The following is a 16540-nucleotide window of genomic DNA, read 5'->3' as shown; positions in this document are numbered from 1 at the left end:
GGTTTACACCCCCAAAAATCCATTATGAGAAACCACAGGCATACATACCTGCTATCCTTGCTCCTGTTGTCATGCCTGTATAGTCAGTTGTCTTTTGCACAAGACGGTACTGGCAATTATGTATACGGAATGTGTACCAGCAGTGCACTGGCGCCTGTTTATAAACAGGACTTCGGCACTGCTGCTTCACCTGGCACCAAGGCCAGGGTTCCATCGGGTTTCATTACAAATTATATTTATGATAATGTTGGAACCGATGGGCATTATATCGTAACTCCATTGGTTCAGAACTCGGGAAAAAACGATTGGGCAGTAGGAGGAGATCATACCGGCAATCCCAATGGCAATATGTTTCTGGTGAATGCCGGAACCGGAGCCAACTTGTTCTTTTCCCAAAGAGTAGACAACCTATGTCCCGGTTCAGTATATAGTTTTTCTGCGTGGCTGGCCAATGTGAATACCATATCGAATACACTGCCGATTTGTGGATCCAATTATGTATACCCCAAAGTAACCTTTAATATCAAAAGCACTTCGGGCACGCTATTGGGAACTTTCACTACCGACACGCTTCCATTAACAAAAGACAGGAAGAGTGGTACTGGTGTGAACTGGAAACAATATGGTTTTCAATTTTCGCTTCCTTCCGGAACCACATCACTGATATTGGAAATGAGTGATTATTGGGGAGGATTGCCTCAATGCGGTAATGACCTTGCACTGGATGACATTCTTTTTTCTGCCTGTACTCCTACCGTTACTGCTACCATCAATTCAGCCAACTCAGCAACCGTCTGTTCCGGCAGCAGTATTACTATGAGCAGCTCGATTGCCAACAGCCCTTTCTCCAATCCTGCTTATCAATGGCAAAAAAGTATCGATGGCGGAATGACCTGGACCAATGTAGGTGCTCCCGGTACCAGTGCATCCGGTTTTACCATTCCAAGTACAGTTGTCAGTGACGGGGGTTTGTATCGTGTGATAGTGGGCCCTGATGTAGCAAGTCTTTCCAGTGCAACCTGCACTACAGCATCTAACAGTGTTACACTTACCATTAATCCTACCCCTGCTGTAACGGTAACCGGTTCCACTCCTATTTGTTCTGGAAATACTTTGTTTTTATCCTCCAATGTTACAGGAGGTACTCCGGCATTTACCTATAACTGGAGTGGTCCGAATGGTTTTGTTGCTACGGTCGGCAACCCCTCTATTACAAACACAACAACAGCGGCCTCCGGCACTTATGCTTTAACAGTTACCGATACCAAGGGTTGCACCGCTAATGCGAGCACTGTCATTACGGTTAATCAAACCCCGGTTGTAGCAGCCATCACCGGTCCCAATGGCGGATGCGCCGGAAGCACCATCCAGTTAAGCAGTTCCACTGCTGGTGGTACCTGGAGCAGCAGTAATACTTCAGTAGCTACTGTTGACAATACAGGACTAGTAACCATTCTTACCGACGGCACCAGCACCATCACTTATACCGTTACCAATAACGGATGCTCCGCTTCGGTAACCAAAAACATCAGCGCAGCCAGTGTGTTTATGAGTCCAAATGTGTTGGAATGTAACGATGGTGTAAGAACTTATGATAGTACAGCAGCCAATCCATACCGTGTCAAATACGATAATCCGGCAACCGGCAGCTTTTTATGGACGGTAACAGACAGTGCCGGTACGGATGTAACAAGTAGTGTTTTTAAAAGCCCTGCTACACCAACAAGTCCTTATCCGAGTTTGCAATTGATAAGGGGTAATTGGTATACCGTAAGGGTATCATACACCAATAATGGTGTTACCTGTGCTGCCAGTCACAAGGTTTACAAGCAGATATATGTAACTGTTGCGATCAATGGGTCCCGCGATACCACTGTCTGTTATAATACCAATCCCGTTCCATTATCAGCGTCTACTTCTACTGTGGTTAACAAACTTTCATGGACCACCAGTGGAACGGGAACTTTTTCTAACAATGGTACTTCGGCTACCACTACCACTTATACTCCCAGCGCAGCAGATAAAGCCAGCGGCATGATAACCATCACAGTAACAGCCAGCACCAGCTTAAATGCAACGGGCATTTGTGGAAATGCGACTGCTACGGACAATATGATCCTGCGTATTTATCCCGACAATACCGGGAAAGATTCCGCCAAAACCATTTGCTCCAATACCACTATCAATTATACACCTGTATCTGTTATAGCAGGCAGCACTTTTTCCTGGACCTCTACCGTTACTTCGGGTAATGTTAGCGGCAACTCTCCGTCAGGTACCGGTAATATCATTGATTCGCTTGTCAACCTGTCGAATACCAACAATGGTGTGGTCAATTATACCATTACGCCTTATGCATTTACGCCTTCCAATATAAGTTGTCCGGGTACGCCTTTTAATTTTAAGGTAACGTTGCAACCTCGCCCTGCCATTACTATCACCAACAATACAGCATCGCTTTGTACCGGTACCACTACGAACATCCAATTCATCAGTTCTATTGCAGGATCTCAATATACCTGGAGCTCATCTGTGATTTCCGGTACGGCTTCCGGTAACTCATCCAACGTTGTACCATCTGGCACCAACACCATCAACGATGTGTTAACCAACAGTTCCACTACTGCCAATGCAACGGTACGTTATATCATCACCGCCACTCCTCCCACCGGTTGTACCAGAACAGATTCTTCCACTACTGTATTGGTATATGCATTGCCTACCAAAGCTGTTGCCGGCAGCGCACAATCGTTGTGCAATGCTACTTCAGCTATGCTCTCCGGTAATACTCCCATTATTGGCACAGGTACCTGGACCCTTGCATCCGGACCTTCCGGCAGCAGCTTCAGCAATCCCAATTCGCCTTCCACTGCTGTAAACGGACTTACCCCTGGTACTTACAAATTCGTTTGGTCTATTGTCAACGGCTCTTGCGCTGCTTCTACCGATACTGTTACCGTAACCAATAGCGCGCAAACAGTAGCTGGCACACTGGCATCACCTGCCACTGTTTGCGCTGGTTCTAATACCGGCACGCTTACACTCTCCGGTTATACAGGAAGCATCCTCAGCTGGCAGTCTTCTACTGATGGTGGTACCACTTGGGCCAATATTGTGAATACCACCAACACTTATACTTATAACAACCTTACCACCAGCACTTTATTCAGGGCTGTTGTACAAAACGGCGCTTGCAACACAGTGAACACACCATCTGTTGCTATTACCGTTACTCCTACTCCCGGCAGCGGCACACTCGCTGCCAATGCCGCTGTTTGTGCTGCCAGCAATAGCGGCACTCTCAACTTGACAGGCTATACCGGTACAGTAATTCGTTGGGAATCTTCTACCGACAATGGTACTACCTGGGCCAGTATCGCCAATACTACCAGCAGTTACAGCTATGCCAATATAACTGCCACAACACTTTACAGGGCTGTTGTACAAAGTGGTAATTGCGGGATCGTTAATTCCAATAATGTTACCATTACCGTAAACCCGCAAACAGTTGCCGGCACACTCGCTGCCGGTAACACTGTTTGTGCTACAGCAAACACCGGCACCCTTACACTCTCCGGCTATACAGGAAGCATCCTCAACTGGCAGTCTTCTACCGATAATGGAGCTACCTGGACCAATATTGCCAACACTACTGCGAACTATACTTACAACAACCTCGCTGCTACCACCCTGTTCAGAGCGCAGGTACAAAGCGGTGTTTGTAATAACATCAGCTCCAACACCGTTACTATTACTGTGATGCAACCTGTAACAGTTGCCAATGCCGGCTCCAACCAAACATTGTGCAATGTTACTTCTACTACCATGGCTGCCAATGCGCCCTTATCCGGCACTGGCACCTGGACACAAGTATCCGGCCCTACTACGGCCAGTTTTACCAATGCGAATAATCCTTTCACCACTGTCAATAATTTAATACCCGGTACTTATCAATTCCAGTGGACCATTACCAACAACCCTTGCACTGCTTCACAAAGCACCGTACAGGTTCATATCGATCCGGCAACAGTTCCCGGTACATTGGCATCGCCTGCCACTGTTTGTGCCGTTTCCAACACTGGTTCCCTTACACTTTCAGGCTATACCTCAACCATTCTGAACTGGCAATCTTCTGTCGACAACGGAACTACCTGGACAAACATTACCAATACTACTGCGAACTATACCTACAATAACCTGACGGCTACTACACTCTTCAGAGCGCAGGTACAGAGCGGCAGTTGTGCAGCCCAGTATTCCAATAATGTAGCCATCACAGTTGCACAGGCAGTAACACCTTCCAATGCCGGTCCTAACCAGGCACTTTGCAATGTTACTTCTACCACCATGGCTGCTACAGCCGCGACTTCAGGTACCGGTACCTGGACGATGGTATCCGGGCCTTCTGCGGCCAGCTTCACCGACAGCCATAATCCTTTTACTACTGTAAACAATTTAACCAGCGGTGTCTACCAATTCCAATGGGCTGTTTCCAACGGTGTTTGCGCTTCTTCACAAAGCACTGTGCAGGTAAGCATCGATCCGCAAACCGTTCCCGGATCACTGGCATCACCCGCCACTGTTTGTGCCACTTCCAATACCGGTATATTGACGCTCTCCGGTTATACGACTACTATATTGAAATGGCAGTCTTCTGTTGACAATGGCACTACCTGGACCGACATTGCCAATACCGCCAATACCTATACTTATAATAACCTTACTGCTACCACTCTCTTCAGGGCTTCGGTAAAAAGTGGTGCCTGCGCAGCGCAAAACTCAAACAATGTTGCCATCACAGTGTTGCAAACGGTAACGCCTTCTGCTGCTGGAAGTGATCAGCAACTCTGTAATGTCACCTCCGCTACGATGGCCGCTAATGCACCTACATCAGGTACCGGAACCTGGAGTATGGTAACCGGACCCACTATCGCCAGCTTCACCGATAGCCACAATCCCAATACTACGGTGAACAACCTTGGCTTCGGAACCTATCAGTTCAAATGGACTATTTCAAATGGATACTGCGCCAGCTCTCAATCTACCGTTAATGTTACCATCAATACACCCAGTGTTCCCGGTACATTAGCCGCCAATGCCACTGTGTGTGCCACCGCCAATAACGGCACATTAACACTCAGCGGCTACAGTACCAATATACTTCGTTGGGAATCTTCTACCGACAACGGCACTACCTGGATCAACATCGCCAATGCCGGCAACAATACTTATACTTATAATAACCTTACTACCACTACACAATACAGGGCATTTGTACAAAATACAGTTTGTCCTGCGGCCTATTCAAATGCAGCCATCATTACCGTGTTCCAGCCGGTTACAGCATCCAATGCAGGACCTGCCCAAACATTGTGTAACGTTAGTTCTGCAACACTCGCAGCCAATGCGCCCACATCGGGTACAGGTACCTGGACAAAGGCTTCCGGTCCTACTGCTGTTAGCTTTACCAACCCCAATGATCCGAATACTACTGTAAGCGGGCTTTCTACGGGTACTTATCAGTTTGTATGGACCATCTCCAATGGTGTTTGCGCTTCTTCTCAAAGTACTGTACAAGTGAAGGTAGATGCGCTCACAGCCCCGGGCACACTCGCTTCACCTGCTACGGTTTGCGCTACTGCCAATGCAGGTACGCTTACGCTTAGCAGTTACAGTACCAATATACTTCATTGGGAATCTTCTACCGACAACGGCAATACATGGACTAACATTGCCAACACAGCCAATACTTATACCTATAACAATATTCCGGTAACAACTCTCTACAGGGTGTTGGTGAAGAATGGTGTATGCGCTTCACAGTATTCCAACAATGTAGCCATTACTGCTTTAGCGGCCGTATCAACTGCCAATGCAGGACCTGATCAGCAACTCTGTAATGTTACTGCTACTACCATGGCTGCTACCCTGCCTACATCGGGCACCGGTACCTGGACACAGGTAAGCGGTCCTTCTACTGCAACTTATACCAACCTGCACGATCCCAATACAACTATCAGCGGACTCAGTTTCGGCGCTTATCAATTCAAATGGACTGTTTCCAACGGATATTGCGCCAATTCAGAAGCTACCGTTAACATTACGGTGAACACGCCCAGCGTCCCTGGAACACTGGCTGCCAATGCTACTGTTTGTGCTACCGCCAATAACGGCACACTGACGCTCACCGGTTACAGCACCAATATCGTTCGTTGGGAATCTTCTGCCGATAATGGCAGCACATGGAGCAATATTGCCAATACTGCCGCTACCTATGCATATACCAACCTGACTGCTACTACCCTGTTCAGGGCCCTGGTACAAAACACTGTTTGTCCTGCACTCTATTCTAACCCGGTAACCGTTACCGTATTCCAACCGGTTACTGTTTCCAATGCAGGGCCTAATCAAATACTTTGTAATGTAACCTCCGCTACACTGGCAGGTAACACGCCCACATCGGGCAGCGGAACCTGGACAAAGGTTTCTGGCCCCACTGCAGTTAGCTTCACAAACCCCAATAGTGCAACCACTACTGTAAGCGGACTTGCAGCCGGTACCTATATACTTCAGTGGACCATTTCCAACGGCGTGTGCGCTTCCAGTCAAAGTACTGTACAGATAGAAGTTGATCCACCCACCATACCTGGTACGCTGGCATCGCCCGCTACTGTTTGCGCTACTGCTAATGCAGGAACACTTACACTATCAGGTTACAGTTCCAGCATACTGCATTGGGAGTCTTCCATAGATAATGGGAATACATGGGGAGCTATTGTTAACACCAGCAATACCTATACATACAACAACTTAACAACTACTACTTTGTTCAGGGCCTCTGTTAAAAGCGGTTCTTGTGCAGCACAATATTCAAATAATGTAGCCGTTACGGTTGCACCTGCGGTTACTACCGCCAATGCCGGCACCAATCAAACACTCTGTAATGTAACGGCCATCACACTGGCAGGAAACATTCCCACATCCGGCACCGGCACCTGGACTAAAATTTCCGGTCCTACTGCGGTTACCTTCACCAATGCCAATGATCCCAATACTACTGTCAACGGATTAACAACCGGCACCTATCAGTTCCAGTGGACCATTTCAAATGGCGTCTGCGCTTCCAGCCAAAGTACCGTACAGGTTCAGATCGATCCGGCAACTGTTACAGGCACACTGGCAACGCCTGCTTCTGTATGTGCCACCAGCAATGCAGGAACGCTTACCTTATCTGGTTATACCTCGTCCATTCTGAAATGGCAGTCTTCTGTGGATAATGGCAACACCTGGTTGGATATAGCCAACACCAATAATACTTATACTTACAATAACCTCACCCAAAGTACATTGTACAGGGCTTCTGTGAAGAGTGGTGTTTGTGCCGCGCAGTATTCCAACAATGTAGCCATTACGGTGTTGCAAGCTGTGACTGCCGCCAATGCCGGTCCCGACCAACAACTCTGTAATGTTACCTCTGCAACACTGGCGGGTAATACACCCAGTTCCGGTACAGGTACATGGTCTTTCGTGAGCGGGCCTTCTGCCGTTACATTCACCAATCCGAATAACCCAACTACTTCGGTATATGGCTTAACAACAGGAAGCTATCAGTTGCGCTGGACTATTTCCAATGGACCTTGTGCAGTTTCACAAAGTGTGATGAACATCACTGTATTTGCACCAAGCGCTCCTGGCACACTGGCTTCCGATGCCACTGTATGTGCTACAGCCAATGGCGGCACGGTTTCTCTCAGTGGTTACAGCACCAATATACTGCGTTGGGAATCTTCTATTGATAATGGCAATACCTGGAGCAATATTGCCAATACAGCCAATACTTATAACTACAGCAATCTTACTACCACTACCAAATACAGGGCATTGGTACAAAATGGCATCTGCCCGGCGTTGTATTCCAATCTGGTTACGGTAAATGTGATTCAGCCGGTATCAGCCGCCAATGCAGGGCCCAATCAAAACATCACTTTTATTTTTGCCAGTGCACAACTGAATGCGGTTCCTCCAACGTCAGGCACCGGTCAATGGTCTCAATTATCTGGTCCAACTAATGTCGGCTTCGTGAATACTGCCGATCCTAAGACTACTATTACAGGACTCACTTATATTGCCGGTCCGCCCGCTTCAAATGGCGTGTATACATTCCGCTGGACTGTATCTAACGGTGTATGTGCTAATTCTTATGCCGATATGACCATTACTGTTGCACCGCCCACCAATCCAGGTGTGATTGGTCCCGACCAGGTGGTTTGCAGAGGTGTAAATCACGGCACACTTACTTTAACCGGATACGATGGAACCATCCTGCAGTGGGAAGATTCAACAAGCACCACAACCTGGCAGCCAATCGCTAGTACGGTTGGCGCTAATACACCTACCTATACATTCAATAACCTGCTTGTAACCACGTACTACAGGGCATTGGTACAAAAATCAGGCGGACAGGCATTGTATTCAGGTGTTTCGGCTACCATTACAGTGGTGCAACCGGTAACCCCTTCCAATGCAGGACCCGATCAGAGCCTTTGCAGTACCAGCACCACAACATTGGCAGGCAACACGCCAACGCAAGGCACCGGTAAATGGACACAGACAGGCGGGTCGCCCGCTACTATTGTAAACCTGCTCGACCCGAATACTGTTGTAAACGGATTGGCCGTAGGTACTTACCAGTTTGCATGGACCATCTCCAATGGCATTTGTGCTGATTCAAAAACCTTTGTGAATGTTACGGTGCATCCGCTCACTGTTCCCGGAAACCTGGTAACGCCTTCTACCGTTTGTGCCAATGTAAACAACGGTAACCTCAGCCTGAGCGGTTATACCGGCAGCATTCTCAAATGGCAGTCTTCTACCGATAATGGTACTACCTGGGCCGATATCGCTAACATCACTGCCGGTTATACTTATAACAATATATCTGCTACTACGGAGTACAGGGTGCTGGTACAGAATAGCCCCTGCCCATCGCTTTATTCTAATATCGTTACCATTCGTGCATTACCTGCTGTTACCACTGCTCATGCAGGACCTGCGCAGGATCTCTGTAATGTAAGCTCTGCTACACTAGCGGGTAACACACCTACATCAGGCACAGGTACCTGGTCATTCGTAAGCGGACCTTCTACGGTTACTTTCAACGATATACATAATCCTACAACCGATGTATACGGATTAGTACAGGGTACTTATAAATTGATGTTTACCATCTCTAATGCGCTGTGTACACCTTCAACAGATGTTGTAACGATCAATGTTCATCCGCCTACTGTGGCAGGTTCACTGGCTGCACCGGCTACCGTGTGTGCCACTTCCAATACCGGCACACTCAATCTCACCGGTTATACAGGTATCATCAACAAATGGCAATCTTCTACCAATAATGGCGCTACCTGGACTGATATCTCCAACACCACTGCCAACTATACTTACAGCAACCTTATTACTAATACACAATTCAGAGCCGAGGTGCAAAACTTGGCTTGTCCTTCACTTGTTTCCAATGTGGTAGCGATTACCGTGATACAACCGGTGACCACTGCTAATGCAGGACCTGATCAACAACTCTGTAATGTAGCTTCCACAACACTCGCTGGTAACAACCCAACTTCCGGTACTGGTATCTGGACACAGGTAAGTGGACCTTCTACCGCCAGCTTCACCAATCCTAATGCTTACAACACCACCGTGAATAGTCTTGTTGTGGGCACTTATGTATTCCAGTGGACCATCTCCAATAATACCTGCGCCAGCTCACAGTCAACTATGAAAGTGACTGTAAATGCCGCTACAGTTGCCGGCACACTGGCTGCACCCGCTACGGCGTGTGCTACCTCCAACACCGGTACACTCAACCTTACCGGTTATGCAGGCACTATCAACAAATGGCAATCTTCTATTGACAATGGTACTACCTGGATAGATATCACTAATACTACCGCTTCTTATAATTATACAAACCTCACTGCCACTACCTTGTTCAGGGCTCAGGTACAGAATGCGGTTTGTCCCGCATTGCCTTCCAACAATGTAACCATTACCATACTCCAACCGGTAACTACTGCCAATGCAGGACCTGATCAACAACTCTGTAATACTACTTCTACCAGTTTGGCTGGTAATGTACCCAGTTCCGGTACTGGTACCTGGTCACAGGTAAGCGGACCTTCTACTGGTTCTTTTGTCAATAATACCGATCCGCATACGGTTGTTAATGGTCTTACTGTGGGCACTTATACATTCCAATGGACCATCTCCAACAGTACTTGTGCCAACTCGCAATCAACTGTAAAAATAACCGTATATCCTGCTACTGTTGCAGGCTCATTGGTTGCACCGGCTACCGTATGTGCTACTTCCAATACCGGTACACTCAATCTCACAGGCAATACTGGCAACATTAACAAATGGCAATCTTCTATCGATAACGGTACTACCTGGACCAATATCACTAATACTGCTGCCAACTATACTTACAACAATCTTACTACTAGTACCCAGTTCAGAGCTGAGGTGCAAAACGCTGTATGTCCCGCACTGGTTTCCAATGTAGTGACCATTACGGTGATACAGCCGGTAACCACTGCTAATGCGGGACCTGATCAGCAACTTTGTAATGTAGCTTCCGCTACACTCGCCGGTAACAATCCGGCTTCCGGTACTGGTACCTGGACACAGATAAGCGGACCTTCTACCGCAAGCTTTACCAATCCGAATGCTTACAATACTACTGTTAGCGGTCTTGCTACCGGTACTTACCAGTTCCAGTGGACCATCTCCAATAATACCTGTGCCAGCTCGCAATCAACCATGAAAGTAACTGTGTATGCTGCTACGGTTGCCGGCACACTCGCTGCACCTGCGACTGTGTGTGCTACTTCCAACAACGGCACGCTCAACCTCACCGGTTATACGGGCACCATCAACAAATGGGAATACTCTATTAATAATGGTTCTACCTGGACAGCTATTGCGAACACCACTGCCAGTTACACTTACAATAACCTTACTGCCAATACGCAGTTCAGGGCAGAAGTACAGAATGCGGTTTGTCCTGCGCTGATTTCTACTGCAGTAACTATTACCGTGCTTCAGCCGGTAACCACTGCCAATGCAGGAAGCGATCAGCAACTCTGTAATGTAAGTTCTGCTAAGCTCAGCGCTAATACACCTACTTCCGGTACAGGTACCTGGAGCATGGTAAGTGGTCCCGCTGCTGTTACCTTTACCAACCCGAACGACCCGGCTACCACCGTGAATGGATTGCAGGCAGGTACTTACCAACTGGCATGGACCATTACCAACGCAGCCTGTGCGCAGTCAACCGCTACCATGAAGATCACCGTGTATGCTGCTACGGTTGCCGGCTCACTCGCTGCACCTGCAACTGTGTGTGCTACCGCCAATACCGGCACACTCAACCTCACTGGTTATACAGGCAACATCAACAAATGGCAATCTTCCGTCGATAATGGTACTACCTGGGCAGATATCGCCAATACCACCGCCAACCTCACTTACAACAACCTGAATACTACCACACAATTCAGGGCACAGGTGCAAAACGGCGCTTGCCTGGTATTGGCTTCAGGTCTGGTTACTATTACCGTACTGCAACCGGTTACCACTGCCAATGCAGGACCCGATCAGCAACTCTGTAATGTAGCTTCCGCCACACTTGCAGGTAACAATCCTACTTCCGGTACAGGTACCTGGACACAGATAAGCGGACCTTCTACCGCAAGCTTTACCAATCCGAATGCTTACAATACTACTGTTAGCGGTCTTGCTACCGGTACTTACCAGTTCCAGTGGACCATCTCCAATAATACCTGTGCCAGTTCACAGTCAACCATGAAAGTAACCGTGTATGCTGCTACGGTTGCCGGCACACTTGCTGCACCCGCTACCGTGTGCGCTACTGCCAACACCGGTACACTTAACCTCACCGGCAATAAAGGCGCTGTTAATAAATGGCAATCTTCTATTGACAACGGCAATACCTGGTCAGATATCGCCAATACCGCTGCCAACTTCACGTACAACAACCTGAACACTACCACTCAATTCAGGGTGCAAGTGCAGAATGTTGTTTGCCCAGCATTGGTTTCCACTGCAGTAACTATTACCGTGCTTCAGCCGGTAACCACTGCTAATGCAGGAAGCGATCAACAACTCTGTAATGTAACTTCGGCTAAGCTCAATGCTAATACACCTGCTTCCGGTACAGGTACCTGGAGCATGGTGAGTGGTCCGGCTGTTATCAGCTTTACCAATCCCAACGACCCGGCTACCACCGTGAATGGATTGCAGGCAGGCACTTACCAATTGGCATGGACCATTTCCAACGCAGCCTGTGCGCAGTCATCTGCTACCATGAAGATCACCGTATATGCTGCTACGGTTGCTGGCTCACTTGCTGCACCCGCAACTGTGTGTGCTACAGCTAATACCGGTAACCTCAACCTCTCAGGTTATACAGGTTCCATCAACAAATGGCAGTCTTCTACTGATAATGGTACTACATGGACAGATATCGCCTTTACCGGCGCCGGTTATACTTACAACAATCTTACAGCTACCACCCAATTCAGGGCACAGGTGCAAAATGGTGTTTGTTTAACACAAACTTCCGGTCTGGTTACCATTACTGTACTGCAGCCTGTTACTACTGCGCATGCGGGTCCTGCGCAGAACCTCTGTAATGTATCTGTTACCCGGCTGGCAGCCAATACGCCTTCTTCCGGAACGGGTACCTGGTCGTTGATCAGCGGTCCGTCTGTTGTGGTATTCTCCAATGTAAATGACGCTGCTGCTACAGTAAGCGGTCTCCAGCCCGGCACATACAAATTCGCCTGGAATATTTCCAACGGATCCTGTGCCGATTCTAAAGATTCCGTAGCCGTTACCGTATTTGCATTGTCTAATGGCGGCAAGCTGGCGCCGGATGCTTTCGCTTGTGTAACAGGAAATGCAGGCAAGCTGCAAGTGGCAGGTTATACCGGCAATATTGTTCGTTGGGAAATTTCAACCGACAGCGGTACCACCTGGAACAGCACCAGCAACGTGGCTGCTACTTACAACTACAACAATCTGTTGACCACCACCCAGTTCAGGGTACTGGTGCAGAATGGTCCTTGCAGCATAGCATACAGCAATATTGCCACCATCAACGTGAGACCGGCTTCTGTGGGCGGTAAATTAAATTCAGCCAGCAGTGCGGTTTGCGCCACAGCCAATATCGACAGCCTCCGCCTAACCGGTTACACAGGCGTGGTACAACATTGGGAATATTCTACTGATAAAGGCGTCAGCTGGACCAGCTTCATCAACAGCGAGGATAAATACACTTATACCAACCTTACTACTACCACCTGGTTCAGGGTGCTGGTACAGAGCAGTGTATGCTCCAGTGCCTATTCAGACACCTTCGTTATACGGGTTGATTCTGCTACAGTAGCGGGTCAACTGGCCAGCGATGCAGTGGTTTGTTATAATGCCAATAATGGTTCCATCAAATTGTCGGGCAGAACCGGATCTGTGCTTCGCTGGGAATTTTCTACCGACAGTACCCATAGCTGGAATGCGCTCAACAAAAATACAAGCGATGTTCAGCAGTATAATAATCTCCTCACCACTACCTGGTACAGAACATGGGTTCAGAACGGCGCTTGCGCCTCCATGCCTACCAATGTGGTTACCATTACCACCATGCAGCCGGTAACCATTGCACATGCAGGTCCCAATCAATTGCTTTGCGATGGCAGCAGCCGTGTAACACTGGCTGCCAACCTTCCCACATCGGGTGTTGGAAAATGGAGCATGGCTTCAGGTCCTTCTACGCCTTCATTCCTGAATGTACTGTCTCCCGCCACAGATGTATCGGGTCTGCAAAAAGGTGTTTATAAATTTGTATGGACCATCGCCAATGATGTATGTAACAGTTCATCCGATACCGTTACCATTACCATCGACAAACTGCAAACCGGATTCAGGTTGAGCGCCATCAATGATTGCGGTAAAACAACTTTCTTCTTTACCGATACTACCAGCACAAGCTTTGGTATCCTGCGCTGGAAATGGTACACACCGGGTGTAGGAGGAGATACCGTTCGAACCAGGAACAACAGTATCGTATACACTGCCGACGGTATGCAGAGCATCGCTCTTACCGTTCAAAGCAATAGTGGATGCGTTAATACCCGTCAGGCAAATTATAAAGTAACCGTGTTCGATTTCCCGCAGGCCAATATCAATGCCGTAACGGAAATATGTAAAACACAGTTCATGAGGGTATCGCCCGATGTGCACTCGAAAGATTCCATTGCTTATTTCTTGTGGAACCTGGGCAACGGTAAAAAATCCCTCGACAGTGTTGTGACTGTGCAATATGTAGAAGATGGCTATTACACTGTTAAGCTCACAGTGGCTACCATCAACCGTTGCTTCGATTCTGCTTTCAAAGCCATCACCGTTCACCCCATCCCTGCTGTTACGATCACCAGCAGCACCAATGTGTGCAAGGGTGATACGGCTACCCTCAAAGCAGATGGTGCTGCCAGTTATATCTGGAGCGATCAGAACAATAATATCCTTTGCAGCAACTGCCAGGTATTGAAGGTACAGCCCGGCTCCAGCTCACAATACAAAGTGGTTGGTGTAAGCCAGTATGGATGTAGTGAGATCCAGACAACTAACCTGCACCTCGTGCAGCCGTTGAAGATGCTGGCGGCTAAAGGAGACACCATCTGTTTCGGCCAGTCGAAACAATTATTCGCCGCCGGTGCCAACTCCTATACCTGGTACCCTGAAACAGCATTGAGTAATAAGAATGCTGCAACACCAGTTGTAAGTCCTGATCAAACCACTACTTATCATGTGATCGGTAAAGACCAGTACGGATGTTTCGCCGATACTGCCGAAGTGAAAATGGTAGTAGGTCGCCCCACAGCCATTCACATTGGAAAAGACACGGTAATGTCGGCAGGTGATGTACTGCAGATCAAAACAGTGACTGAGCGTCCGGATATTGTGAAGTGGGCATGGTATGGTTCATCCAATTTCTCCTGCTACAACTGCGCCACACCGCAACTGAAAGTGGGTGATGATGTATCGCTGATATGCAGGGCCACCAACCGTTACGGATGTATCAGTATAGACACCCTGAACATCAAAACCTTCTGTCCGGGTACCCTGGTATTCATCCCCAACGCCTTCTCTCCCGATGGCGATGGTATCAACGATGTGCTGATGATACAGGGCAAGGGCGTGAAAGTGATCAAGAGCTTCCGCATCTTCAACCGTTGGGGTGAAGTGGTATTTGAAAAAATGAATTTCCAGCCCGGTGATCCTGCTTATGCATGGGATGGCAAAGTGAGGGGTAAGCCGGCAGCACCCGATGTATTCGTATATATATGCGAGGTGATCTGTGATAAAGGCGTTCCATCCTTCTTTAAAGGCAACATAACTATTTTAAAATGATAAAGCAATCTACCCTTCGGATGCTCGTGGCCTGGTGCTTGCTACTGCTTTGCAGTAATAGGGTAGCAGCGCAGGACTACACTTTCTCCCAGTTTTATGAGCAGCCACTGCTCAGGAACCCCGCGCTGGCAGGCATATTCACGGGTGACATACGCTTATCACTCGCACACCGCGATCAATGGGGCAGCGTTACCGTTCCATACAGGACCACCTCTTTCAGTGCGGAATACAAAATACCGGTGGGCACCAAAGACGATATCGTTACCGTGGGAACACAGATGAGTATAGACGGTGCCGGTGATCTCAGGCTCAGGCGAACACAGATTTTGCCCGTGGTAAATTTCCACAAAGCGCTTAGTGAGAACAGCGATACCTATTTGTCAGCCGCATTCATGGGTGGCCCCGTTTCCAGCCAGTTCGATCCATCACAGATGAAAATGGGCGACCAGTTCCGCGGAGGCAGTTTCGATCCATCCAATCCTTCTTCACAACCTATTACTGCCACAGGATATTCTTATTGGGATATGGCAACCGGGCTCTCCTTCAGCAGCGCTTTCAGTAATAAAACCAGGTTCTACGTAGCAGTAGGACTTTCGCATTTCAACAATCCTACCATCACTTCCGTGACCGGTAACGTGGAAAATTTCCTGAGACCCCGCTGGTCTTTTAACCTGGGAGTGAACGCTCCTTCCGGTGAGAGCGGACATGTGATTGCCTTTGTAGATTATTTTGCTCAAAACGGCGGCAGGCAGGTACTGGGCGGTGCGCTTTATGGTGTAAACATCAGGGAGTACGACAACAATGAACCGGATATCATGTATATCGGTAGTTTCCTGCGTTGGGGCGATGCAGCGATCCCTACTGTTAAACTGGAGTTCGCACACTTCAGCATCGGTGTTAGTTATGATATAAACATTTCCAAACTGAAAGTGGCTTCCAATCTCAGGGGCGGATTAGAACTGACAGCTTCTTACCGCGATTTCTTAAAGATCAGGAGTTCTACGCTGGACAAAGTGCGTTGCATTCGTTTCTAATAAGCGTT

At 48.1% G+C, this 16540-nt stretch carries 2 protein-coding genes; both read left to right on the top strand.

The genetic code is table 11. The annotated features are described in order from the left end of the window. The first annotated feature begins 24 nt into the window (after positions 1–24). The gene (locus tag BLU98_RS06400) at positions 25–15498 is read left to right on the top strand and encodes a DUF8696 domain-containing protein (RefSeq protein ID WP_092723165.1); all 15474 of its coding nucleotides are present in this window, start codon (positions 25–27) and stop codon (positions 15496–15498) included. After that, on the top strand, positions 15495–16532 hold the full coding sequence (locus tag BLU98_RS06395) for a PorP/SprF family type IX secretion system membrane protein (RefSeq protein WP_092723163.1): 1038 nt from the start codon (positions 15495–15497) through the stop codon (positions 16530–16532). The genes BLU98_RS06400 and BLU98_RS06395 overlap by 4 nt, the downstream gene beginning before the upstream one ends. Positions 16533–16540: the final 8 nt, after the last annotated feature.

Source organism: Hydrobacter penzbergensis, assembly GCF_900106985.1.
Lineage (GTDB): Bacteria > Bacteroidota > Bacteroidia > Chitinophagales > Chitinophagaceae > Sediminibacterium > Sediminibacterium magnilacihabitans.
The sequence above is the reverse complement of the archived record's forward strand: the minus strand, read 5'-3'. Positions and strand labels throughout refer to the sequence as shown.

Bases quoted from the DNA above. Each gene is read 5' to 3' on its own strand.
- BLU98_RS06400 (WP_092723165.1), top strand. From the start codon at position 25: ATGAGAAACCACAGGCATACATACCTGCTATCCTTGCTCCTGTTGTCA.
- BLU98_RS06395 (WP_092723163.1), top strand. From the start codon at position 15,495: ATGATAAAGCAATCTACCCTTCGGATGCTCGTGGCCTGGTGCTTGCTA.